The 22,708-nt window shown below is 39.8% G+C and carries 26 protein-coding genes; 15 read left to right on the top strand and 11 right to left on the bottom strand.

The genetic code is table 11. The features are described 5' to 3' along the window. From B9A18_RS25495 to tsaB, 10 genes are all read left to right on the top strand, one after another. Positions 1 to 195 (top strand): hypothetical protein (locus tag B9A18_RS25495; protein ID WP_235005435.1); only part of this gene is annotated, 195 nt, incomplete at its 5' end. A 428-nt stretch (positions 196 to 623) separates the two neighbouring features. Next, the gene (locus tag B9A18_RS24140; RefSeq protein WP_084292380.1) at positions 624 to 914 is read left to right on the top strand and encodes an ORF6N domain-containing protein; all 291 of its coding nucleotides are present in this window, start codon (positions 624 to 626) and stop codon (positions 912 to 914) included. Positions 915 to 997: 83 nt separating this feature from the next. Further along, positions 998 to 1,429, top strand: coding sequence for a large conductance mechanosensitive channel protein MscL (gene mscL, locus B9A18_RS24135; RefSeq protein ID WP_084292367.1), 432 nt, complete (start codon positions 998 to 1,000; stop codon positions 1,427 to 1,429). Between the two features lie 220 nt (positions 1,430 to 1,649). Further along, the gene (locus B9A18_RS24130; protein WP_084292365.1) at positions 1,650 to 2,426 is read left to right on the top strand and encodes a LiaF transmembrane domain-containing protein; all 777 of its coding nucleotides are present in this window, start codon (positions 1,650 to 1,652) and stop codon (positions 2,424 to 2,426) included. A 10-nt stretch (positions 2,427 to 2,436) separates the two neighbouring features. After that, positions 2,437 to 3,498, top strand: coding sequence for a sensor histidine kinase (locus tag B9A18_RS24125; protein ID WP_235005434.1), 1,062 nt, complete (start codon positions 2,437 to 2,439; stop codon positions 3,496 to 3,498). After that, on the top strand, positions 3,476 to 4,213 hold the full coding sequence (locus tag B9A18_RS24120; RefSeq protein WP_084292363.1) for a LytR/AlgR family response regulator transcription factor: 738 nt from the start codon (positions 3,476 to 3,478) through the stop codon (positions 4,211 to 4,213). The genes B9A18_RS24125 and B9A18_RS24120 overlap by 23 nt, the downstream gene beginning before the upstream one ends. 112 nt (positions 4,214 to 4,325) lie before the next feature. After that, positions 4,326 to 4,484, top strand: coding sequence for a 50S ribosomal protein L34 (gene rpmH, locus B9A18_RS24115; protein ID WP_084292361.1), 159 nt, complete (start codon positions 4,326 to 4,328; stop codon positions 4,482 to 4,484). A gap of 62 nt (positions 4,485 to 4,546) precedes the next feature. Next, positions 4,547 to 4,960 carry a ribonuclease P protein component gene (locus B9A18_RS24110; RefSeq protein ID WP_084292359.1) on the top strand — a complete coding sequence of 138 codons (414 nt, stop codon included), beginning with the start codon at positions 4,547 to 4,549 and terminating at the stop codon, positions 4,958 to 4,960. Beyond that, positions 4,947 to 5,177, top strand: coding sequence for a membrane protein insertion efficiency factor YidD (yidD, locus tag B9A18_RS24105; RefSeq protein WP_084292357.1), 231 nt, complete (start codon positions 4,947 to 4,949; stop codon positions 5,175 to 5,177). Before B9A18_RS24110 ends, yidD begins: the two co-directional genes overlap by 14 nt. A 34-nt stretch (positions 5,178 to 5,211) precedes the next feature. Then, positions 5,212 to 5,898 carry a tRNA (adenosine(37)-N6)-threonylcarbamoyltransferase complex dimerization subunit type 1 TsaB gene (gene tsaB / locus B9A18_RS24100; protein ID WP_084292355.1) on the top strand — a complete coding sequence of 229 codons (687 nt, stop codon included), beginning with the start codon at positions 5,212 to 5,214 and terminating at the stop codon, positions 5,896 to 5,898. 1 nt (position 5,899) lies between these two features. On the opposite strand, the gene B9A18_RS24095 is transcribed toward tsaB, so the two are convergent. Further along, positions 5,900 to 7,339, bottom strand: a complete 1,440-nt coding sequence (locus B9A18_RS24095; RefSeq protein ID WP_084292353.1) for a DUF5723 family protein — start codon at positions 7,337 to 7,339, stop codon at positions 5,900 to 5,902. A 15-nt stretch (positions 7,340 to 7,354) separates the two neighbouring features. Then, positions 7,355 to 8,929 carry a hypothetical protein gene (locus B9A18_RS24090; RefSeq protein ID WP_084292351.1) on the bottom strand — a complete coding sequence of 525 codons (1,575 nt, stop codon included), beginning with the start codon at positions 8,927 to 8,929 and terminating at the stop codon, positions 7,355 to 7,357. Positions 8,930 to 9,037: 108 nt separating this feature from the next. Here B9A18_RS24090 and B9A18_RS24085 point away from each other — a divergent pair, with 108 nt between their 5' ends. The 3 genes from B9A18_RS24085 to B9A18_RS24075 all read left to right on the top strand — a co-directional run bounded on the left by B9A18_RS24085 (position 9,038) and on the right by B9A18_RS24075 (position 12,658). Continuing rightward, entirely contained in the window at positions 9,038 to 9,424 is a 387-nt protein-coding gene (locus B9A18_RS24085; RefSeq protein ID WP_084292349.1) for a DUF423 domain-containing protein, read from the top strand. Between the two features lie 2 nt (positions 9,425 to 9,426). Then, positions 9,427 to 11,901, top strand: a complete 2,475-nt coding sequence (gene priA / locus B9A18_RS24080) for a replication restart helicase PriA (protein ID WP_084292347.1) — start codon at positions 9,427 to 9,429, stop codon at positions 11,899 to 11,901. A 100-nt stretch (positions 11,902 to 12,001) separates the two neighbouring features. Beyond that, positions 12,002 to 12,658, top strand: coding sequence for a protein-L-isoaspartate(D-aspartate) O-methyltransferase (locus B9A18_RS24075; protein ID WP_084292345.1), 657 nt, complete (start codon positions 12,002 to 12,004; stop codon positions 12,656 to 12,658). Positions 12,659 to 12,664: 6 nt separating this feature from the next. Here the strand turns inward: B9A18_RS24075 and smpB are convergent, their stop codons facing one another. From smpB to B9A18_RS24060, 3 genes are read right to left on the bottom strand one after another with little or no spacing between them, the layout of a single operon-like run. After that, positions 12,665 to 13,114, bottom strand: a complete 450-nt coding sequence (gene smpB / locus B9A18_RS24070; RefSeq protein WP_200816433.1) for an SsrA-binding protein SmpB — start codon at positions 13,112 to 13,114, stop codon at positions 12,665 to 12,667. A gap of 23 nt (positions 13,115 to 13,137) precedes the next feature. Continuing rightward, positions 13,138 to 15,009, bottom strand: coding sequence for an Nramp family divalent metal transporter (locus B9A18_RS24065; RefSeq protein WP_084292341.1), 1,872 nt, complete (start codon positions 15,007 to 15,009; stop codon positions 13,138 to 13,140). Position 15,010: 1 nt separating this feature from the next. Next, positions 15,011 to 15,664: a metal-dependent transcriptional regulator gene (locus B9A18_RS24060; protein WP_084292339.1), complete on the bottom strand. Its 654-nt coding sequence runs from the start codon at positions 15,662 to 15,664 to the stop codon at positions 15,011 to 15,013. 139 nt (positions 15,665 to 15,803) lie between these two features. Between B9A18_RS24060 and B9A18_RS24055 the strand changes: the two genes are divergently transcribed. After that, a complete protein-coding gene (locus tag B9A18_RS24055; RefSeq protein WP_015807383.1) occupies positions 15,804 to 16,274 on the top strand; it encodes an Lrp/AsnC family transcriptional regulator in 471 nt (156 codons plus the stop codon). Positions 16,275 to 16,330: 56 nt separating this feature from the next. On the opposite strand, the gene ung is transcribed toward B9A18_RS24055, so the two are convergent. Next, a complete protein-coding gene (gene ung, locus B9A18_RS24050) occupies positions 16,331 to 17,008 on the bottom strand; it encodes a uracil-DNA glycosylase (protein WP_084292337.1) in 678 nt (225 codons plus the stop codon). Positions 17,009 to 17,162: 154 nt separating this feature from the next. Here ung and B9A18_RS24045 point away from each other — a divergent pair, with 154 nt between their 5' ends. Continuing rightward, on the top strand, positions 17,163 to 17,702 hold the full coding sequence (locus B9A18_RS24045) for a hypothetical protein (protein WP_084292335.1): 540 nt from the start codon (positions 17,163 to 17,165) through the stop codon (positions 17,700 to 17,702). A 46-nt stretch (positions 17,703 to 17,748) separates the two neighbouring features. On the opposite strand, the gene B9A18_RS24040 is transcribed toward B9A18_RS24045, so the two are convergent. The 5 genes from B9A18_RS24040 to iscU form a co-directional block, all read right to left on the bottom strand. After that, a complete protein-coding gene (locus B9A18_RS24040; protein WP_084292333.1) occupies positions 17,749 to 17,964 on the bottom strand; it encodes a hypothetical protein in 216 nt (71 codons plus the stop codon). 85 nt (positions 17,965 to 18,049) lie between these two features. Next, the gene (gene lysS, locus B9A18_RS24035; RefSeq protein ID WP_084292331.1) at positions 18,050 to 19,771 is read right to left on the bottom strand and encodes a lysine--tRNA ligase; all 1,722 of its coding nucleotides are present in this window, start codon (positions 19,769 to 19,771) and stop codon (positions 18,050 to 18,052) included. A 127-nt stretch (positions 19,772 to 19,898) separates the two neighbouring features. Further along, a complete protein-coding gene (locus tag B9A18_RS24030; RefSeq protein WP_084292329.1) occupies positions 19,899 to 21,812 on the bottom strand; it encodes an AMP-dependent synthetase/ligase in 1,914 nt (637 codons plus the stop codon). Between the two features lie 80 nt (positions 21,813 to 21,892). Further along, positions 21,893 to 22,219: a HesB/IscA family protein gene (locus B9A18_RS24025; RefSeq protein WP_084292327.1), complete on the bottom strand. Its 327-nt coding sequence runs from the start codon at positions 22,217 to 22,219 to the stop codon at positions 21,893 to 21,895. 56 nt (positions 22,220 to 22,275) lie between these two features. Then, the gene (iscU, locus tag B9A18_RS24020) at positions 22,276 to 22,689 is read right to left on the bottom strand and encodes a Fe-S cluster assembly scaffold IscU (protein ID WP_084292325.1); all 414 of its coding nucleotides are present in this window, start codon (positions 22,687 to 22,689) and stop codon (positions 22,276 to 22,278) included. Positions 22,690 to 22,708: the final 19 nt, after the last annotated feature.

The raw sequence follows: 22,708 nt of genomic DNA, 5'->3' as shown, positions 1-22,708 counted from the left end.
GATATGGAAAAAACCTTTAAAAATGTTGCTCAGGCAAAGAATTGTGTTGAACTAGGAATACATAAATACAATAATCGCCGGCTGCACACCAGTTGCCAGTTTCAAACCCCACAAAACACCCATGTATTAGAGAATATTGCCCAAAAACCGGAAAAAGCACTAGTTCCTTCAAAAGAAGTAAACCTATTTCAGTAAAATAAAAAGCAGATGTAAACACCAACCAGTAATTTAAATTATCATTGTAAACTACAGTTAGTAAAATCAAAAATAAAAGTAAACACTAATCAGTAATTAGCTTTTTTACTGTAAACTAATCCCAGTATAAGACATGATAATTAGAGTAGTGCTAAAATACAGGGTTGGAATATCCTTGGATTATCCTTGATATATCATTGCATTATCCCCTGTATAATGCAATGATATATCAAGGATAGCGTAATGATATTGCAAGGATATTCCAACCCTCGACTTTAGTAGTAGTCAGGATAGTTAACAGAGATTGTTAGTTATGTTATTGGTAAAATATTTACTATTTGATTATATTGTTTAATTAAATGATTATATTCATGATGCTGGAGGGCGAGGTCAAGGTGGTGGATATAAGTATTTAAAAATATATGCTGATGACTGAAATAAATGCTGTTGCTGTACCTGATGAGGTTATAATGAATAAGATTTATGTAATCCGGGATCAGAAAGTGATGTTGGACGAAGATTTAGCTGAATTATATGGTGTAGAAACCAGGCGATTAAATGAACAGGTACGGCGTAATATGGATCGGTTTCCCGAGGATTTTTGCTTTATTTTAAATGAAGAGGAGTTTGCAAACTTGATGTCGCAATTTGCGACATCAAGTTTGCAAAGCAAAGTATATAATAACTTGATAATAAGCAGAAGAAAGAAAATAAGTTAAAATAAATTAAATTCAGCGCATCTTAATGCTTTGGATTTACAATAAAGTTTTTAAATTTATTACTTAAATTAATTAAACTACCTATGGGATTTGTAAAAGAATTTAAGGAATTTGCCATTAAAGGCAGTGTGATGGACCTTGCTGTCGGTGTGATTATTGGGGGTGCATTTGGTAAGATTATAGACAGTGTTGTTAATGATTTAATCATGCCACTGATATCAGCTATAATCGGATCTGTAGATTTCAGTAACATGTATGTAGTGTTAAAGGGGACGGTTCAATCGGGTACGGCACTTGTTGATGCAAGGAAAGTTCCGGAAGCAGTTGTTTTTGCTTATGGTAACTTTATCACCGTAGCCATCAACTTCTTATTATTGGCTTTTGCTGTATTTATGCTGGTAAAAGGTATTAATACTATGAAACGTAAACAGGAAGCAGCTCCGGCAGCCCCTGCAGCGCCAACAAAAGAAGAAGTATTACTTACAGAGATCAGAGATTTATTGAAAACTAAATAGAAGTCAGTACAATCAATGGCATATTAAAGGTGCTTATTCTGGAATGTTATTTTCCCGGGTAAGCACCTTTAGCTTTAACCGGTATTTTTTTACCGATTAAATGCGCCACTTTACCGACCATTTGGACCGGTATACAAGGCCGTTGTTTGTAAGCTTTTAATTGTGCTTAACTTTAAAACATATTTAGATTGTCGTAAACTCAATACTAATAAAGAAGAAGATGGATAACTGGAATAGTAGCAATAATAATTCAAGCAGAATATGGAGTGGTATCGTTATCTTAGTGATAGGAATGATATTCCTGCTAAGGAATATTGGGCTTAGTATACCAGGATGGATATTAAGTTGGCATATGTTGCTCATTTTAATTGGTCTGCTGATCGGTTTTAAACGTAATTTTAATGGTGGAGGCTGGCTGATATTGGTACTGGTTGGCGGATACTTCACGTTGAGGCGCATCGATGGGGGAGACTTCGCTCAATACTATTTTGCAGCAGCTTTTATCATTTTGGGCTTATATCTGATATTGAAACCAAAAAGTACGTTTAATAAGGAAAAGAAGATTGGGAAACGCTGGGAGCGTAAGTTTGATCAACGATTTAAACCGCAGGCTCCTGCCGGGGAAGCAGGTGCGATACCTTTGAATGCAGATAGTAACGATATTCTGGATTCGGTAAGTGTATTTGGTGGTACCCATCAGTTTATTCATTCAAAAAACTTTAAAGGAGGAGATGCCATTGCTGTTTTTGGTGGTTGTGATGTGAATTTAACGCAGGCTGATTTTGAAGGCGTAGTTGTGCTGGATGTATTGGCTTTGTTTGGTGGTGTGAAAATTATTGTGCCAGCAAGCTGGGAAGTGAAATCGGATGTGGTGGCTATTTTTGGGGGACTGGACGATAAAAGATCGATTGGCCCGATGAACAATACAGAGCCACGTAAAATATTGAAAATTGAGGGAGTGACGATATTTGGTGGGGTAGAAATTAGAAACTATTAACTGAGGTATTGTGACAAACAGACCATTATCAATCAGAAGGATTCAGAAGGTTGCTTCAGTCATATTTTTGGGCTGGGTAATGGTGTTTGTTATTCTCTTCTATTATACGCTTAACTTCAGCTGGCAGATATCCTTCGCAGATAGTTTAATTACAAATGGACTGCTTGCACTTGCTTGTATCATCATGAGCAACCTGCTGGGCTATTATCAGCCAAAAAATGAGACCATCATTTTTGTGCTGGCGCTTACTTTTATCATGGCGCTGTTTATCACTTTCGTGAGTAAGTTTTTACTCGTGCTTTTATTTACCGGTGAGCAGACTTACCTCAGCTTCCTGAATTTTTCGCTCGCTGTACGGTTTTTGATTGTGTTTGTGTTTATTGCCTGGTGTGCCCTGGCCAATATTTTATGGTATAGGTTAGAAGAGCAGTCGGCCACACAAGAACGCCTGCTTATGGCGCAAAACCTGTCGAAGGAAGCAGAATTGAATAAGCTGCGTCATCAGCTCCAGCCACACTTTTTATTTAACAGCTTAAACTCTGTTTATGCGTTAACAATTGTAAATCCTAAAGAGGCGGGTACCATGATTACTAAACTGGCGGCTTTTTTAAGGGGTACCTTAAAAAGGGATGATGAGGTGTGGGTAAGCGTGGAAGAGGAAATGGAATACATTAGCCTGTACCTGGATATAGAAAAGGTACGCTTTAGTCACCGTTTAAATATTGAACTCGAAATAGCAGAAGAAACATTAAATTTACGCTTGCCGGGAACGCTGTTGCAACCTATTGTAGAGAATGCCATTAAATTCGGACTATACAATACTGCTGCTGCAATTACCATATCGTTGTTTGTAAAACTGGAGCAGAATCATCTGGTGATTGTGGTGCAAAACCCGTTTGATCCGGAGATGAAGTCGACGGAAGGAACAGGCTTCGGCTTAACAGCAATCAGAAGAAGGTTATATCTTTTGTTTGCGGATGAACGCTTACTGCAAACGAATGCCGGGCCGGAAAACAAATTCGAAACAACGCTTAAAATACCTCAACTATATGATAAGGACGATACTAATTGACGATGAGCCATTGGCAAGAGATGTAGTAAAACATTACCTGAGCAGCTTTCCGGATGTTGAGGTGGTTGCCGAGTGTAGTGATGGCTTTGAGGGAATAAAAGCGATTGCTGCGCATCAGCCGGATCTTATCTTCCTGGATATTCAAATGCCTAAGATCAGTGGATTTGAGATGCTGGAGCTGATAGATAAGCATCCTGCCGTAATATTTACGACTGCCTTTGATGAGTATGCTATAAAAGCTTTTGAGGTGAATGCTGTGGATTATTTGCTGAAGCCAATTGAGCAGAGCAGGTTTGAGCTGGCGATGCAAAAATTGCCTGCGCGACTTAACAATGTGGGGGCAGTGGATAAAGAACTACTGGAGGTAGCAGGTTTGAGTCCGGCTCAAAGCAATAGGGTAGTGGTTAAGAAGAATGGGGTCATTAAAATTATTGCGGTTACGGATATTCATTACCTGGAGGCAGATGATGATTATGTGAAGCTGAGTACTGCAGAAGGGGTTTTTCAGAAGAATAAAACGATGAGTTTTTTTGAGCGCGCACTTGAAAATAATCAGTTCATAAGGATTCATCGATCTTATATTATAAATATGCAGCAGGTTTCTCGTATTGAGCTAAAAGAAAAGGACAGTTATATTGTGCTTTTAAAATCTGATATATGGCTGCCAGTGAGCAAAACAGGGTACATAAAGCTGAAAGCAGCATTAGGGATGTAGCTGAATAACAGAGAAATTAAAAACTATAGCTAAATCTATTTGCAATTGAATAAAAATCACGCTATATTTGCACCTCTTATTTAAAAATATTTAGTCAAGATATAATACAGTTATGAAAAGAACATTCCAACCTTCGCAAAGAAAGAGAAGAAACAAACACGGCTTCCGCGAAAGAATGGCTACAGCAAACGGTAGAAGAGTATTAGCTTCACGCCGCGCAAAAGGAAGAAAAAGATTAACGGTTTCAAGCGAAGGCCGCCACAAAGGATAATTTTTGATTGCAGCACGTTAAGTGTTAGCAGATCAGAATATCTGCATATTTGCGATCAAAAGATGAACACATTTAATAAAGAAGAACGGTTATGTAGCAGGAAATATTTAGACCTGCTATTTAAGAACGGTTCTTCTTTTTTGTTATATCCGTACCGCGTATCTCATTTGTATGTTCCGGCCGAACACCAGTTTCCTGTACAGGTAGTAATTAACGTTGCTAAGAAGAGGTACAAGAGGGCGGTAGACAGGAACCAGATCAAGCGCCGCAGTCGCGAGGCTTACCGTTTACAAAAAGAGCAGGAGCTTTATGCTTTGTTGCCTGAATCTGAAGAATTGCTATTGCTTTCTCTTCAGTTTGTTGGTAAAAAGATTTACGATTATTCCTTCTTAGAGAAGAAGCTGGCCGCTGCTTTTAAAAAATTGGTTTCAACTATTGAGGCTGATAAATTAAAGAAAGCTGATGGAGCTGGTTAAACAAATTATCGGTTGGTTCTTTTTAGGGCTGATTAAGCTCTATCAATGGTTTATATCTCCTTTATTGGGTGCAAATTGTAGGTTTACGCCTACCTGCTCACAATATGGAATAGAAGCTATAAAGAAGCATGGTCCGTTTAAAGGGGGCTGGTTAACTTTAAAACGCATCGGCCGTTGTCACCCATGGGGCAGTCATGGTCATGATCCTGTTCCTTAATTCATTCACGTTCGATTACTATTAAATCCATATCATGGCTACGATACTTCAGATTGAAACCGCTACCCAAGTTTGCTCCGCCGCTATTTCTATAAATGGGGAGACTGTTGCTTTAAAAGAGCAAATGGCAAGTAATATTCATGCAGGCAGTTTAACCTTGTTTATTAAAGAGGTAATGGATGCTGCTGAATTGCAGTTTACTGATCTGGATGCGATTGCAGTAAGTAAAGGACCGGGTTCTTATACAGGCTTGCGCATCGGCGTGTCGACCGCCAAAGGCTTGTGTTTTGCGCTCGATAAGCCGCTTATTGGTGTGGAGACCTTGAGAATGATGGCAGCGGGATTTTTAGCTACTCAAGAGGCTTATGACGGACAAGTCTGCTCGATGATTGATGCGCGCAGAATGGAGGTCTTTACAGCTATGTATGATGCCAATCTGAATGTTGTGCTGCCTACTGAAGCAAAGATTGTTGATGAAAATAGTTTTACCGATGAGCTTGCTCAGGGGAAAGTTACTTTTATTGGTGATGGTGCGATGAAATGTGCAGCTGTTTTACAACAGGATAATGCCGTTTTTTCGGAGGTTAATTTTAATTCTGCCGCTCATATGAGCAAGCTGGCTTATGAAGCCTTTACAGCCGCTAAATTTGAGGATGTAGCTTACTTTGAGCCTTTCTATCTGAAAGACTTCGTGCTAACAACACCCAAAAAGAAAGTCTAAACTAGCGTTTCTTTGAACCGCCAAACAGACGTTTGAAAAAGCTTGGTCTTTCATCTCCTATACCAGGCATATAGCTGCTGTTTTGAGGGTGATTAACCGTATTCCCAAACTTTATACCTAAGCCCATATAAAACGAAGCTGCGTTATAACCGGTTCCTATGCTGCGGTCTTGTTTGATTAGACCATTAACCTGAGAAACTGTTTTAAGTAGGTTGTCTGAGCCCAAAAACACTTCAAAGTTGGGCGTTTGGTACATTCCCTGCATTCCCATTAACATCAGGTTGTTGAAATTGTAAGTAGGGATTACACTCAATGACAATCCGTTGTATTTGAATTTGCTCACAAATGCAGCATCTCCACCTTTATAAAATATATTTTTAGATACGATCAGACTTGGCGTGTAAGAGAAAGGAATGCTGATAGCATAAGCTTTCGAGATCATAAAATCGACTTTCGCATTGGTGGGAGAAAAGAAGCTTTTGCGTTCCTCATTTTCTGTCGCAATGTCTGCAATTCTGTCCTCGATACCGGAAGAATTCATATCGGGATCATCAATGATTAAAGGATCATCCAGGTTGTTGAACTTATTGTAATAGGAACTTTTTGCCCATTTGATAAAGCCAAGGTCTTTTATATTGGCCATTATGAATACGCCACTTTTTGAAGTATAGCTGGTTCCGAAACTAAGGGAAAGTCCCGGGTTTTTAAACGTAGGAATGGCATCTCTGCTAGAGAGTTCAGCGGTGTCGAGGAAACTGGCTTTATAACTTCCACGTAGTGCCGCTACAAGAGGCTGTGTGGATGAACCCGGATTAAAATATGATTCAGTGATGCTCAGTTTATTATAGTGTATACCGCTTAATAAGCTGACTTTGGCGCCGAATGCTAATCTTTTGCTATAGTTTTCGCGATAATTAAAACTGAACTGATGGTAGGATTGTGCGTATCCGTTATTGTTGAAAGCATCAGTGAAGTCCTCATTTGAATAGGGCTGAAATCTTTCGTAATCATCCAGGATCGCCAAAGTCTCGTTGGTGTAATTTAAATGCGCATCGCTACGAATTTGCCAGGCGAAACCCATTTCCTTCTGATCCTTATAGGATTTAAAAATTTTTAAGGTGAGCAGGTAAATGTTTGAGTTTTGGTAAACCGCATTAATTTCCGTGGTTCTTAAAGGCAGGCCGTTCATATTGGTCGTGCCTTCGTTGATTGCTCTGCGGATAAAATCGGAATTCCCTCTATTGGCCGCATTGAACCCGAAATTTGGCAGGAAGAAATTGGATGCGTATTTCCGCGAGGAATCTAAGACAAATGTTTTCTGTGCAGGGTTCTCAAAACCATCAAAAAGGGTTTTCGTATTGAATAATCCATATTGCTGCGCTTTTAAAAAAGGCGAACTACAGCTTAATAACAAACTTAGAATAAGGTACTTTTTCAACATAAGGGTGATTGGATGCTATAAAGCTAAAGAATCTTTTTGTAAAATATCAGGCTGTTTATCAATCAGGATATTGGTTTGGAATTTACCTTTATCGCCGCTTAACTGGTAGGTGAATGAGTCGTATGTTTTCAATCCTTTATCGGATTGCATATGCTTATAAAAAGGTGCATAGATGTTTTTCCTGAAGATTTCGTTTGAATTGGCATGATCGATATAAAAGCTGATGGTAGAATTGCCAGGCAGCTGGTTATTGGCATTGATGTAGTTCGGGGTATTGATGAACAGCAGGTTGTTTTTGTAACTGATTAAAAATGATTCGAGCGTATTGGCATGGTTAGCAAATACCAGGTAATTGTCGATAATGGTATAGAATGGTCTTTTGAAACCCTCAAATGGTTGTCCGAAATAAGCATACAGCAAATCCGATTCGCGCAATGTTTTTATTTCTTCGTTATAGTCGGTACTCAGGTCTATTAAAAGCTGACTCAGTTTATCTCCGTTGCTGAGGTTGATCGCTCCAATTTTTTCTGTAGTGCTAAGCTGGAAGGTAATCAGCTGATCTTTAAAGTATTTAGGGAAGATCTCATCAAGGTTAAGGTGATATTTAGCATTGATATCGGCAATAAGTTTGGTTATTTTTTTGTCTTCCTGTTTGTTTGAAAACCAAGTGTCTAATTTCTTTTTCCAGGGTAGGTAGCTGTCTATAGCGAATATGGCATAAGATGAGGTGTTTTTTGGCAGGATGTTCAGTATAGTGATTTTTTTCGCCTCCAGATTAGGGAACAGGTTGTAATAACTGTTTGGGTCGTTAACTACCGTGGTTCCGGTAAGCAGGATCTTTTCGTTGCTATAATTGTAAGATAGTGCTGCGAAAGCATTCTGGTTATTCAGACTGGCTAATTCGCCGCTTAATTTACCAGCAATGATATTTTTAAGCAGTGCAGGAAGGGTATTATAGTTGATGTATAATTGAGCAAGGCTGTTTTTGTTGAACCTGTTACCTGTCTTGATATATTCAGCAAATTTATCGTCTTTGTCGTTCAGGTTTTTGGCTAAAACAGCAATTACCTGTGTTTGGGAATTGGATACCACAACCAGGTTTTCTTTTAAAGCCAGGTAAAATATGCTGCTATCGGCCAATGTTAATTTGCTGAGGTCTTTTGTGCTTTCTACCTGGATGCCACTGGCTTTAATAGAATGCAGTATTTGTGGCGTATGAATTCCGGTGTTGAGCTGTGTAGTGCATACAAAATCTATCTGTTGCTTGTCTCCAGGAATAAAGCTGATGTATACCTGTTGATTTTCCAGGGCACGGTTAACAGTTACCAGGCTAAGCAGGCGTTTTTTCAGCAAGCTAAGTTGTTCATACTTTTGCAAGCCCAGAATTTCACTAAACAGGTGTTGTTCTTTTAATATATCGGTAATGCTTTTCTCATTTTCGAAGGAAAAGATGAGCCCTGAACTGGAAGTAGCGGCATAAAGGCCAACATCGCTCGTACTGTGATCTGCATGAAGTTTAGAAAAATACAGGTACGCCACAGTAATAATGGCGGTAACCAGAACGATGATACTAAAGATGAGCTTTTTCATTTGTTACTTACAAATTTAACTGAATTTTCGACTATTTAATTTAATACTTGGATAAGTAGGGAAATGCTGTCATTTTCTTTAGTTTTGCATGATTAAAGCCGATTTATCATGAGCAGACGTATCATTTTAACCGCATCATTATTTGGTGCTATAGCCGTAATGTTTGGTGCCTTTGGTGCACACAGTTTAAAGAATGCCGTAAGTGCAGGATCTATTGAGATTTGGGCTAAAGGGGTAGAGTATCAGTTTTATCATACGCTAGCCTTACTTTTCCTTTCTCAGTTTGCTGTGGATAATGATAAATTGGTGAAATGGTCGTACATCTGCTTTAGCTTAGGTATTGTATTGTTTTCAGGTTCCTTGTATTTGCTGGCAACCAGAGAGATTTTAAATATTGGGTTCGTAAATTATATTGGGCCAATTACTCCGATCGGAGGTCTGTGCTTTATACTTGGATGGGCATTTTTATTTGTTGCAGCATCAAAACGTAAGTAATTATGGACGGAGGGTTGTTGGAATTTAAAGAGCGGGAAACGCTTTTTGTAGAGGTTGTTTTACCTTTATCCTTATCTAAAAACTACATGTACCGCATTCCGTTCGAATTAAACGAACAGGTAGCGGTAGGGAAACGGGTAGTGGTACAGTTTGGTAAGAATAAAATCTATACGGCACTTGTTAAAAGTATCAGCCATGCTGCACCCGAACATTACCAGGCCAAGTATATCATTGATGTAGTAGACGAGCATCCGATTATCACCGCTCAGCAATTACAGCTTTGGGATTGGATGACTAATTATTATATGTGTAATGAAGGCGATGTGATGTCGGCCGCCTTACCTACAGGCTTAAAGCTGGCCAGCGAGACCATTATTGTAAGGAAAGATGATGAGCCTATTGAGGAGGTTTTATCGGATAAGGAGCAAATACTGATTACAGCTTTAAATAAACAGCAACGTTTAACTATTGACGATATATCGGCTTTACTTGGCCAGAAAACGGTTTATCCGATTATCAATTCCTTACTGGAGAAGGATCTGATTTACATTGCCGAGGAGGTTGTAGAGAAATATAAACCGCTGTTAAAATCTTTCGTATCACTTAGTCCTTTTTACCAGGAAGAGGAAAACCTGAAAGCGCTGTTTGACATACTGGAACGGGCACCTAAGCAATTGAATGCTTTGCTTACTTATATAAAGCTCTACAGGACACAAAACATGATTCCTAAACACCAGTTGCTCGAAGAGAGTGATTGTGGACAGGCGGCTTTTAAAACGCTTATGGATAAGGGAATATTTACGGTATTGAAGCGTCCTGTAAGCAGGTTGAAGGAGAACGATGATGATTTTATTCTGAATTTTGAATTGAGTGAGGCTCAAAATACGGCTTTAAGAGGAATTGAGACTGAATTTGAGCAAAAGGATGTGGTGTTATTGCATGGGGTAACGGCCTCAGGTAAGACGCAGATTTATATCAAGCTCATTGAAAAAGCTATTGCGGATGGCGGGCAGGTATTGTTCCTGTTACCTGAAATTGCTTTGACTACTCAGATTGTTCAGCGGATTCAACGTTATTTCGGGGATGCCATCGGTGTATACCATTCTAAGTTTAACAACAATGAAAGGGTAGAGATCTGGAATAAGGTATTGAATGGAAAATACAGGGTTGTACTGGGGGCCAGATCAGCTGTGTTTTTGCCCTTTAAGGACCTGAAGTTAATTGTAGTGGATGAGGAACATGAGTCTTCCTATAAACAGCAAGAGCCTTCACCAAGGTACCAGGCAAGGGATGTAGCGGTTTTGCTGGGGCATTTGCATCAGGCAAAAGTGGTGCTGGGCTCTGCAACGCCATCGATAGAAAGTTATTTTAATGCGTTGAACCATAAGTATGGTTTGGTGGTGATCAATGAACGTTTTGGTGGGGTTGAATTGCCGCTGCATGAGGTAGTGAGCATTTCTGAAGAAACGAAGAAAAAAAAGATGGTTTCTTATTTTTCGGGTAAACTGATTGATGCCATTACCCTGGTGATTGAGCAAAAGGAGCAGGTGATCTTGTTTCAGAACAGACGTGGTTATGCAACCATTCTAATTTGTGCTACCTGTGGTTATGCACCTAAATGTGTGAATTGCGACGTTAGCTTAACCTATCATAAAACCAGTGGTAAGCTGCATTGTCATTATTGCGGTTATCACCAAAGCAGTATAAATGTTTGTCCGGCTTGTGGCTCTGTGCACATCGAGCAAAAAGGTTTCGGTACAGAAAGGGTAGAAGAAGAGTTGAGTCTGATTTTTCCTGAGGCTAAAATCGCCCGACTGGATGTGGATAGTACACGTACAAAAAATGGATTGACGCAGATCATTTCTGATTTTCAGGAAAAGAAGACAGATATTCTGATTGGTACGCAGATGGTAGCTAAAGGTCTGGATTTTGATAATGTTACCCTGATTGGGGTAATTAATGCAGATACCTTGTTTAATTATCCTGATTTCAGAGCATTTGAACGTAGCTATCAGTTATTGGCTCAGGTTGCGGGACGTGCCGGAAGAAGGGAGAAGCAGGGGAATGTGATTATACAAGCCTATGATGATTCGCATCGCATCATTAAGCAGGTTATTGAAAACAAATATGTGGAAATGTACAACGATGAGCTTGTGGAGCGTAAGTTGTTTAATTACCCACCATTTAGCAGGTTGATATTCATCAATATCAAGCATAAAGACCAGGATCTTTTAAATGTTGCTGCGCAGCGATTTGCTTCAACACTGAGAGGCGCTTTAGGTAAAAGGGTGCTGGGACCGGAGCAGCCGCTTGTATCCAGGGTAAGGAATTATTACATCAAGCAGGTGATTATTAAGAGCGATAAGGATACTTCTATTCAGAAAGTTAAATCTATCCTGAGAGATACCATCCTGCAATTTCAAACGGAAAAGGATTTCAGGGCTGTGAACATACAGATTGACGTTGATCCTTACTAGATTTTATTAGGATTGATCCTGTGCTGATTAGGCTTTTAAAACTCATTTAGCCCCGAAAAGATTGAATTATTAGTTTTCAAAAAGCTATTTTTGGGGTGAAATGGCATACAAGTTTGTTGATAATTACAGAGAGCAGGGGGCAAGGAAGCGTTTAGTAGCTCATCTCGAATCGAGAGGGATTGCTGACAAGAGGGTACTTAAGGCAATAGGGAAAGTTCCAAGACATTTCTTTTTCGATGAAACTTTCTGGAATCAGGCTTATAAGGATATTGCTTTCCCGATTGGGGATGGGCAAACCATTTCTCAGCCTTATACTGTAGCTTATCAGAGTGAACTGTTACACATTAAAAAAGGCGACAAAGTACTGGAGATTGGTACAGGCTCAGGTTATCAGACTTGTATCCTGATGGAGTTGGGCGCCAATGTTTATACCATCGAGCGCCAGGAGGCCATCTACCGCCATACCATTCGCGTTTTACCTGGAATGGGCTATAATGCACATTTCTTTTTTGGTGATGGCTCAAAAGGTATTTCCGAACATGCACCTTATGACAAGATCATTGTTACTGCCGGTGCGCCTTTTGTTCCTGAGATTTTATTGAAGCAACTTAGGATCGGTGGGATTTTGGTGATTCCCGTTGGGGATGAGCATTCGCAAAAAATGGTCACCGTGATCCGCGTTAATGAAACTGATTTTGATAGGATTGAACTCGATACCTTTAGGTTTGTACCATTGGTAGGCGACCAGGCCTGGTAGGAACGTTTACATTTTCATTGCACGGTCCATTTCTCTTTTTGATTCTCTGTCTTTGATGCTATCTCTTTTGTCAAATTCCTTTTTACCTTGTGCCAATGCGATTTCTATTTTGGCAAAGCCTCTTTCGTTGGTAAATATGCGTAGGGGTACAATGGTGTAGCCCTTTTCTTCGCTTTTTACCCTAAGCTTTTTCAGTTCTTTTTTATGGAGCAACAGGACACGGTCGCGCTTAATATCATGGTGATGAAAGGAACTGTGACTGTATTCAGAAATGTGAAGGTTTCTTACATAAAGTACATTGCCTATAAACATGCAGAAAGCATCGGTCATATTGGCCTTACCCTGTCTTATCGCTTTAATTTCAGTACCCAATAAGGCTAAACCCGCATTGTATTTCTCAATAATGTGGTAGTCGAAGTAGGCTCTTTTATTTTTTATCTGGATATCGTTCTTCATAAGAATCCGCTAATATCTCAATTTTATCTTACAATAAGTACTGGTATGGTCACTTTATGACGTACAGAATCCACTGTTGTGCCAAGTATGATATCTTTTAAACCTTTATGTCCGTGTGCACCCATAACCAGCAGCTGAAGTTTGTTTTCATTGCTGATCTCGACAATTGCTTTTACAGCGCTGCCATAACCGATGTGCGGAGTAGATTTATAGCCTAACTCAGCCAGGTTATCACAGTACTTCTGAAGGTTTAAGGTATCGCTCTGTGTTTCATAATCCAATGCGGTATCTCCATAATACCTTGCTGCAGCCGTTTCTACCACGTGGATCAGGTGGTAATGTGCATGTTTGCCACCTTGTATAAGTGCGTGGCGAATGGTATTGCGGTCGTTTTTAGAAAAATCGATGGTAATACCTATTTGTGTGTAAACGATTTTTTCTACGTTTTCAATATTCAATGCGGCTCCATGTGGTGTAATGTTTTGTTCTCTTCTGATACGGCTTACAAAAGGGTAGACAAAGATGAACAATAAGAGTAGTCCGATGAGTATGGCCAGGGGAACTACTATCGCATAAATGTACCATTGGCCACCTGCTCCCCAGACGCTAATTTCTTCAACAACCAGTTTTACATTTAAAGATACAATAATGAGCGAGCTGATCCAGGCGAGGGCTTTTACCCATGGCTTAATGGCAAATTCTTTCATCGTTTTCTTATCTGAAGTGAAGTGGATCAGTGGGATTACGGCGAAGCCGAGTTGCAGACTTAACACAACCTGACTTAAAATAAGCAGGCCACCCAATGCGTCATCACCATACCAAAGAATGGTAAAAAATGCAGGGATGATGGCTAATAATCGAGTGATTAACCTACGCAACCAGGGTTCTATCCTTAATTTAAGGTGGCCCTCCATTACAATTTGTCCGGCTAAAGTTCCGGTAATGGTTGAGCTCTGTCCGGCAGCGATTAACGCAATGGCAAAAAGGGCCGGTGCTACGTTACCAAATATATGTTTAAGCAGTTTGTGTGCATCCTGGATCTCAGCAACTTCGTGAAGACCGTGTTTATAAAATGCGGCAGCGGCAAGAATCAAGATGGCTGCATTTACAAAAAACGCAAGGTTTAATGCAATGGTAGTATCGATGAAATTGAATTTTATAGCCTCCTTGATACCTTCGTTATCCCGGTTGAATTTGCGGGTTTGTACCAATGAGGAGTGTAGATATAGGTTATGTGGCATTACGGTGGCACCAATGATCCCTATGGCGATGTATAAGGCATCTCCTGATAGCATAGAGGGCTCAAATCCTTTAGCGATTTCTGATAGGGAAGGCTCAACAATGAACATCTCTGCCAGAAAGGATACACCAACAATGAACACCATGGATACAATGAAGGCTTCCATTTTACGCATGCCTTTATTGAGCAGGAACAGGAGCAGAACGGTATCGAAAATGGTGATGCTGATACCCCAGATTAAAGGGAGGTCGAATAATAGATTTAAACCGATGGCCATACCGATGATTTCGGCAAGGTCGCAGGCCACGATGGCGGTTTGTGCCAATCCGAATAGGGGGTAATTGATCCATCTTGGATAGCCGTTTCTGGAAGCTTGTGCGAGATCAAGACCTCTTACGATACCCAAGCGGGCACTGAGTGATTGCAGTAGTAGTGCAATCAGGTTAGACATGAGGAGTACCCATATCAATTGATAACCGAACTTGCTACCTCCGGCTATGTCGGTAGCCCAATTACCGGGGTCCATATAGCCAACGCTTACGAGGTAAGCGGGACCGAGAAAGGAAAGAATGCGTTTCCAGCCGGTACGCTTGTGGGTGTCGACACTCTGGTGTACTTCGCTTAAGGATTGGGTGGCTTTATGTTCGGGGTTCATATTATATTTTTATAAGGATGTGTTTGGCGACTTCGCGACTGACACTAATTTTTTTCTGTTCGATCAGGAGTTCAACGGAGCCGTCAAAATCTGTGATCTCCATGGTTTGTATTCTTTTTCCCAAGGTTAAGCCTAGTTTTTCGAGGTGTTTAAGGAAAGCGGATGAATGTTCGCTAACGCCCATAATTAAACCTTTCTCGCCGGGTTTAAGTTTGGAAAGCTTTGTAAAGGGAATGGTATCAAATTGTCCGTTTTTATCAGGAATCGGATCGCCATGAGGATCACTTTTAGGAAAAGCCAGAAACTCGTCGAGTCGTTCAATCAACTCAACCGATTTAATGTGTTCCAGGTCTTCGGCAATATCATGTACCTCATCCCATTTGAAGTTTAGCTTTTCTACTAAGAAAACTTCCCATAGGCGGTGCTTTCTAACAATATTAACGGCAGTTGATTTTCCGGCTGGGGTTAATTTTACGCCCTGGTATTTTTTATAGTCAACAAGTTGCTTTTCGGCTAGCTTCTTTATCATGTCGGTAACCGAAGCAGCTTTAGTCTGCATTTTCTCCGCAATAGCGTTGGTTTGGACTGCCTCATCATTGTTTTGCGACAAATGATATATGATTTTCAGGTAGTTCTCTTCTGTGAATGACTGCATTTTTGTTTGCCTAACTATATGTTTAGACAAATCTAAAAAAATATTAGAGAAATAAACTGTAAATTATTGCATTTCTTTTAGAATTAAATTTGGTGTGTAATGTGTTCTTATTCTATCTTTGAAGATACTTTAAAAATAAATGGCGACAGAACTAGATAAAACGGATTTTAAGATTCTTAAATTGTTACAGGAAAATGGCAGGATGACGAACCTGTTGTTATCTCAGGAGATTGGACTTTCCCCTGCTCCGACATTGGAAAGAGTGAGGAAATTGGAGGTTTCTGGTTTTATTAAGAGTTATCATGCCCTGGTTGATGAAGAGAAACTGGGTTTAGGAATAAAAACTTTTATCCAGGTTCAACTGGATTTTCATAAGAATAACACGATTCAGATTTTTCTGGATGAGGTAAACCAGATTAAAGAAATTACGGAATGCCATCACGTGACCGGACAGGCAGATTTTCTGTTGAAGGTATATGTGAATGATATTAAAGCTTACGAGCGTTTGATTATGGATAAAATCAGTAAGATCTCTGTAGTGAAAACTTTCCAGACGATGATGATCATGTCGACTACTAAAAAGGAACCGATTGTTCCTTTGGAATACTAGTATTAAGAATCTAAAAAAGGAAACGCCTGGTCATCTATGATGGTCAGGCGTTTTTTTTAATCAATTTGCCAGTTGATCGGGCTTTGCCCTTGTTCAATTAATTTAGCATTGGTTCTGGAAAATGGACCACTACCCAGAAAACCGTTATAAGCGGAAAGTGGGGAGGGGTGCGCTGCAGCAATGATGGTATGTTTTGTCTGATCGATTAATGCTGCTTTATTTTGTGCGTATTTACCCCATAGCAGGAAAATCAATCCACTTCTTTTTTTAGAGAGCTCGGTAATGACTTTGTCGGTAAAAGTTTCCCAACCTTTTTTCTGATGGGACCCTGCTTCGTTTGCTCTTACAGTTAATGTAGCATTCAAAAGTAAAACTCCCTGATTTGCCCATTGCGTTAGGTTGCCATGTGCTGGTATAGAAAAACCGGGAATATCTGTAGCCAGTTCTTTATAAATGTTCCTTAATGAAGGTGGTACCTTGATGCCTTTTTGTACAGAGAAAGATAGTCCGTGGGCCTGACCGGTTCCATGGTAGGGGTCTTGCCCCAAAATAACCACTTTAACCTGATCAAAGGGAATATGGTTCAAAGCATTGAATATATCTGCACTTTCCGGATAAATGGTATGTCCTTTTTGTTCTTCTTCAAGTAAAAAGGCTTTGAGTGCTACCATATAAGGTTTTTTGAATTCTTCGTTTAGTACCTTTAACCAGCTTTCTTCTATAGTGACAGACATGCGTTGTTTATGCTTTAATGTTGGGAGTGATGATTTGTTTTTTTAGCGCTGTTTACTGATTCAGCTGCTAATTCTTTTTTTTACTGAAATTGTAAAGTTAAATCTGTTTTTTGGTATTTAAACACGATATTTGCAAAAAAAAATACATTAGCGTATGTCAAATTTAGTTCGTCTTATTTTAGGATTTGCAGTGATGGGTGGAGCAATAGCTCTTATGATCTTCGGTTTCTGGGGATGGGGAATACTAGCCTTTTTTATAAGCGTTTTAATCATAGTTACTTTCTTCTTCAATGAGAACATGCTGTTGGCTCAATGGTTTTTGAGAAAAGACAATATGCCTAAAGCTGAAGCTTATTTGAATAGAATTACTAATTATGAAAAGCAGCTGATTAGAGCACAACATGGTTACTACAACCTTTTGGTTGGTTTGATTGAATCAAGAAAAGCTCCTATGCAGTCAGAGAAGTACTTTAAGAAGTCTCTTACCTTAGGAATGACTATGGATCATAACATTGCCCTGGCAAAGTTAAGTCTTGCCGGAATTGCAATGGCTAAACGCAATAAGCGTGAAGCGACAATGTATTTAGCTGAAGCTAAGAAAGCAGATAAGAGCAAGTTACTAGCTGATCAGATCAAACAAATGAAAGATCAGTTGGGGATGTGGGATAAACAACAACAAGTAAGATACAGATAGTATAAACAATCTATAAATAGCAAAGGCCACATGCAAATGTGGCCTTTTATTTTTCACTTAATCTGTCGTAACTGTCGCTCTGATCTGCATAAGCTCCTCTGCTGATGATATCATCCTCCATGTAATCTTTGCTTCTGTTGAAGAAGTATTGCTCTGATTGTATCCTTGTGATCAACTGACGGATTAAAGTCAGGTCAAAGGATTCTTTGTTTAGTTTTATACAGTATTCGTTATCTGTAATCTCTAAGATTGAACTGTTCATATATTTATAATTTTAATACATGTAAAAATAAAAAAAGCCTGCTACAGTTTTTGTAGCAGGCTTTTAAGCTTTTGTTATGATTATGTTAAGCGAACCAGGCTGTAACGTCTTCTTTCGAAGGCATGGTTAATTCCAGTTTCATCTTCTTGCGCATTCCGCCTAAGTCGTTAAATACTTTGTTAGGATTTGCAGCTTTCAATTCGTCTATGGTATTGATGTTCATTTTTCTGATTACCGGAACCCATTCAGCCGGGATACCAGCATTTACGAAATCTTCATCAGTAGTTACTTTGGCTTTCTTCTCTGGTCTCATCTGAGGGAAGAATAATACTTCTTGTATGGTCGACTGATCTGTCATCAACATCACTAAGCGGTCGATACCGATACCTAATCCTGAAGTAGGAGGCATACCATATTCTAATGCACGGATAAAGTCATCATCCATCGCCATTGCTTCATCATCACCTCTGGCAGCCAGTTTTAGCTGATCTTCAAAACGTTCACGCTGATCTATCGGATCGTTTAATTCTGAATAAGCATTGCCAATTTCTTTGCCCATTACAAACAGCTCAAATCTTTCTACCAGACCCTCTTTGCTTCTGTGTTTTTTAGCAAGTGGAGTCATTTCAAGTGGGTAGTCGGTAATGTATGTTGGCTGGATCAGGTTGGCTTCTACTTTTTCGCTGAAAAGTTCATCGATAAGTTTACCTCTGCCCATTGTTGCATCAATTTCAATATTCAGACTTTTGCAGGTTGCCTGAAGTTCTTCTTCTGTCATGTTTGATACATCAATACCAGTATATTTCTGGATGGATTCGTACATGGTCAGTTTTTCGTAAGGACCTTCAAAGTTGATCTCATGTTCGCCAACTTTAACTACTGCTGTTCCATGGATGGCAAGGGCAACTTTCTCCAGACATTCTTCAACCATTCCCATCATCCAAACGTAGTCTTTATAGGCTACATAGATTTCCATAGAAGTGAATTCAGGATTGTGCGTTCTGTCCATTCCTTCATTTCTGAACATTTTTCCAAACTCATACACACCGTCGAAGCCTGCAACGATCAATCTTTTCAAATACAATTCGTTCGCAATACGAAGGTAAAGCGGCATATCAAGCGTATTATGATGTGTAGCGAAAGGACGCGCAGCCGCACCACCATGGATCGGTTGCAGAATTGGTGTTTCCACTTCCATCCATCCCTGGTTGTCGAAATAATTACGCATGGTATTGATCACTTTAGAGCGATTGATAAAGATCTGCTTAAAGCCAGGATTTACCGTAAGATCTACATAACGTTGTCTGTAGCGCATTTCAGGATCCGTAAAACCATCATAGATATTACCTTCCTCATCACGTTTAACGATTGGTAAAGGTTTTAATGACTTAGATAATAAGGTCAGTTCAGTAACGTGGACAGAGATCTCGCCGGTTTGTGTAGTGAAAACATATCCTTTAACGCCAATGAAGTCACCAAGATCCATTAATTTCTTGAAAACGGTGTTGTAAAGTGTTTTATCTTCATCTGGACAAAGGTCATCTCTTTTCAGATAAACCTGTACTCTTCCTGTTGAATCTTGTAGTTCTACAAAAGAAGCGCTACCCATGATACGGCGGCTCATGATCCTGCCTGCAATACTGATGTTCTTATAGGCAGTTTTATCGCGTTCGTAGTTCGCTAATATGTCTGCTGCATTGGCATTGATTCCGAATGCTTCAGCAGGGTATGGATTGATTCCAAGCTCACGTAATTGGTTTAGCGAATTACGGCGCAATACTTCTAGTTCTGATAGTCCTGTACTCATATATCTTTTGTATCAGGCATCAAACCTGATAGCTTATTTGTATAATAATTAAAATTAGGCAAAAATAGGGATTTACCTTAGTTCTTTATGCCGATTGGAATAAGAAACATAAAATATTTTAAAACGGCTAATCTGCCTCTACGGCCTCGGCATACATTTCGTTAATAGGACCGGCATATTTTGCTTCAATTATTTTTCGCTTTGGCTTTAATGTTGGCGTAATTTCGCCCTCTTCAATGCTAAAAGGATTCCGTTTGATCTTAAAGTTTTTAATGCGTTCGAACTTAGCCAGCTCTGCCGAAAGTTTCCTCAAATCCTGACCGATCCAGTCGATGATTTCTTTTTCATCTATAAATGCTTCAGGTTTCTGGAAGAAGGATTCCGGCAATTTAAATGCTTCCTGCAGGTTTTCCTTATTTGGGATCACTATGGCGGTAAGGTATTCGCGCTTATCACCAATCAGGAAGATCTGATCTACTTTTAGACTTTTCATGTAAATATTCTCTACAGGAGTAGGGTAAACATTTTTTCCGTAAGCATTTACGATCATGTTTTTTAAGCGGTCGGTGATTTGAAGGTTCCCCCTGTAAAAGCGTCCGATGTCACCGGTATGGAACCAGTTGTCTTTATCAATTGCTTCGGCAGTTTCGGCTGGTTTATTGAAGTAACCTTGCATCACGCAATGGCCGCGGACAATGATTTCACCTTCTTCGCATTCAAAATTCTCCTGGAAGGATTCATGCGTCTGAATGCTGATCATTTCTTTTGTGTCTACATTCTGGATGCCAATTTCAATACCTGGAATTACTCTTCCTACGGTACCATAAACCTGTCGGTGGAATTCTGTAACAGCCATTACGGGCGATGTTTCTGTCAGGCCGAAGCCTTCCAGGATTTTAATGCCCAGGTTTCCGAAGAATTCGCCTACGTTTTTAGGCAATGCAGCTCCGCCGGAGATCATGAACTTTAATCTGCCTCCTGTTTTTTCTTTGATTTTGCTAAATACCAGTTTCTCGGCCAATGCTTTTTTTGCGCTGAGTACCATTCCCGGATTTTTACCGGCCTCTTTAACTCTTCTATAATCTTGTCCGACCTGCAATGCCCAAAGGAATATTTTTGCTTTCATGCCTCCGCCTGCTGTTCCACTTTTTATGGCTTTGTCGTGGATCTTTTCAAGTAACCTCGGCACACAGCTCATCACCGTAGGTTTGATCTCGGCCATGTTTTTAGCCAATAGTTCCAGACTTTGGGCATAGGCTATTTTACAGCCTTGTGCGCAGCAAACATGGTAAGTAGCTGTACGTTCAAATACATGCGATAAAGGGAGGAAAGAAAGAAAGGTTTCTGTCTCGTCGATGACTGGTATTTGTTGCAGGCATACTTTTACATTCTCCACAAAGTTACTATGAGAGAGCATCACGCCCTTTGGTGTTCCGGTAGTGCCGGAAGTATAGATCAGGGATGAAGTATCGGCAGGACGGATGGTATCGCGTATTTTACTGATCTCAGCAAGTTGCTCCGGGCTTAATTTTCCTGCCTGGGTAAGCACGTCGTCGAAGCTGATTACTTGTGCTTTCACATCTTCCGGTATGGTTACTTTGGTATATTCAGGAAATGCCGGGATAATGTATTCGAGGTTTCTGCAGTTGGCTGCTATTTTAAGTATCTTTTTATAAAGAAAGGTGTTCCCGATCAGGATGGCGCGCATGCCCGAATCGTTAACGATGTAGGCAACCTCATGTTCAGATAGGGTGGGGTAAATGGAGACATTGATGGCGCCTATTTGCTGTATCCCCTGATCATAGTAAACATACTCAGGTGAGTTTTCTATCATCAGGCCCATTCTGTCGCCTTTGTTAATGCCTTTATTCAGGAAGAATGCGGAAACAGCATCTGCGCAATCCAGTGTATGTTTATACGAAATCTCTTCCCATTGGGTATTCTTTTTATGGATGAGAAATGTGTCTTCAGGTTTATGGATATTGGCTACTACATTTCGCAATAAGGTCGGAATAGTAGAGCGCTCGTTAAATAATTCCATGGATAAAGGTTTGGTTATTTATAAAAATAGGCCGGTACAGATGGAACTGTACCGGCCTATGCAAATATAATAATTGTATTTTAAACAGAAAAGCTCTCGCCGCAACCGCATGAGCGACTTGCATTTGGGTTGTTGAAGTTAAATCCTTTTCCATTTAAGCCATCAGAAAAATCAAGTTCAGTACCTGCCAGATAAAGGAAGGACTTCATATCGAGTGCAATTCTGATGCCTCTATCTTCAAAAAACTGATCGCCCGCTTTTTCTTCATTATCGAAGTCGAGGTTATAGGATAATCCTGAACATCCCCCTCCTTTAACAGATACACGCAAAAAATAGGTAGCATCCATTTGCGACTCTTCCATTAGCTGGTCGATTTTGCTTTTTGCTTTATCAGTGATTGTGATCATTTTATTAACGTTTTTGTCTAGTAATTAGATAACTACTAATTACTACTATACTTCTGCTAGTGGTGTGACTTAGGCATTTCGATTGGTTCCATGCCATTTTTAACACGGTAATCGTTGATCGCAGATTTAATTGCATCTTCTGCTAATACTGAGCAGTGGATTTTTACCGGTGGCAAAGCTAATTCTTCAACGATATCCATATTGTCTATTGTTAAAGCTTCATCGATGCTTTTACCTTTTAACCACTCTGTGGCTAATGAAGATGATGCAATTGCTGATCCGCAACCAAATGTTTTGAATTTAGCATCGGTAATCATGTTGTTCTCATCTACTTCAATTTGCAGACGCATTACGTCGCCGCACTCAGGTGCGCCAACAAGGCCTGTACCAACTGATTTACTGTCTTTATTTAAAGTACCAACGTTTCTTGGGTTGGTATAGTGTTCAATTACTTTTTCTGAATATGCCATGATATTTTAGAATTTTATT

This window comes from Pedobacter nyackensis, from assembly GCF_900176505.1.
Classification (GTDB): Bacteria; Bacteroidota; Bacteroidia; order Sphingobacteriales; family Sphingobacteriaceae; genus Pedobacter; species Pedobacter nyackensis.
The sequence above is the reverse complement of the archived record's forward strand: the minus strand, read 5'-3'. Positions and strand labels throughout refer to the sequence as shown.

Coding starts and splice junctions, on each gene's coding strand:
- B9A18_RS24140 (WP_084292380.1), top strand. CDS start 624: ATGACTGAAATAAATGCTGTTGCTGTACCTGATGAGGTTATAATGAAT.
- mscL (WP_084292367.1), top strand. CDS start 998: ATGGGATTTGTAAAAGAATTTAAGGAATTTGCCATTAAAGGCAGTGTG.
- B9A18_RS24130 (WP_084292365.1), top strand. CDS start 1,650: ATGGATAACTGGAATAGTAGCAATAATAATTCAAGCAGAATATGGAGT.
- B9A18_RS24120 (WP_084292363.1), top strand. CDS start 3,476: ATGATAAGGACGATACTAATTGACGATGAGCCATTGGCAAGAGATGTA.
- rpmH (WP_084292361.1), top strand. CDS start 4,326: ATGAAAAGAACATTCCAACCTTCGCAAAGAAAGAGAAGAAACAAACAC.
- B9A18_RS24110 (WP_084292359.1), top strand. CDS start 4,547: ATGAACACATTTAATAAAGAAGAACGGTTATGTAGCAGGAAATATTTA.
- yidD (WP_084292357.1), top strand. CDS start 4,947: ATGGAGCTGGTTAAACAAATTATCGGTTGGTTCTTTTTAGGGCTGATT.
- tsaB (WP_084292355.1), top strand. CDS start 5,212: ATGGCTACGATACTTCAGATTGAAACCGCTACCCAAGTTTGCTCCGCC.
- B9A18_RS24095 (WP_084292353.1), bottom strand. CDS start 7,339: ATGTTGAAAAAGTACCTTATTCTAAGTTTGTTATTAAGCTGTAGTTCG.
- B9A18_RS24090 (WP_084292351.1), bottom strand. CDS start 8,929: ATGAAAAAGCTCATCTTTAGTATCATCGTTCTGGTTACCGCCATTATT.
- B9A18_RS24085 (WP_084292349.1), top strand. CDS start 9,038: ATGAGCAGACGTATCATTTTAACCGCATCATTATTTGGTGCTATAGCC.
- priA (WP_084292347.1), top strand. CDS start 9,427: ATGGACGGAGGGTTGTTGGAATTTAAAGAGCGGGAAACGCTTTTTGTA.
- B9A18_RS24075 (WP_084292345.1), top strand. CDS start 12,002: ATGGCATACAAGTTTGTTGATAATTACAGAGAGCAGGGGGCAAGGAAG.
- smpB (WP_200816433.1), bottom strand. CDS start 13,114: ATGAAGAACGATATCCAGATAAAAAATAAAAGAGCCTACTTCGACTAC.
- B9A18_RS24065 (WP_084292341.1), bottom strand. CDS start 15,009: ATGAACCCCGAACATAAAGCCACCCAATCCTTAAGCGAAGTACACCAG.
- B9A18_RS24060 (WP_084292339.1), bottom strand. CDS start 15,664: ATGCAGTCATTCACAGAAGAGAACTACCTGAAAATCATATATCATTTG.
- B9A18_RS24055 (WP_015807383.1), top strand. CDS start 15,804: ATGGCGACAGAACTAGATAAAACGGATTTTAAGATTCTTAAATTGTTA.
- ung (WP_084292337.1), bottom strand. CDS start 17,008: ATGTCTGTCACTATAGAAGAAAGCTGGTTAAAGGTACTAAACGAAGAA.
- B9A18_RS24045 (WP_084292335.1), top strand. CDS start 17,163: ATGTCAAATTTAGTTCGTCTTATTTTAGGATTTGCAGTGATGGGTGGA.
- B9A18_RS24040 (WP_084292333.1), bottom strand. CDS start 17,964: ATGAACAGTTCAATCTTAGAGATTACAGATAACGAATACTGTATAAAA.
- lysS (WP_084292331.1), bottom strand. CDS start 19,771: ATGAGTACAGGACTATCAGAACTAGAAGTATTGCGCCGTAATTCGCTA.
- B9A18_RS24030 (WP_084292329.1), bottom strand. CDS start 21,812: ATGGAATTATTTAACGAGCGCTCTACTATTCCGACCTTATTGCGAAAT.
- B9A18_RS24025 (WP_084292327.1), bottom strand. CDS start 22,219: ATGATCACAATCACTGATAAAGCAAAAAGCAAAATCGACCAGCTAATG.
- iscU (WP_084292325.1), bottom strand. CDS start 22,689: ATGGCATATTCAGAAAAAGTAATTGAACACTATACCAACCCAAGAAAC.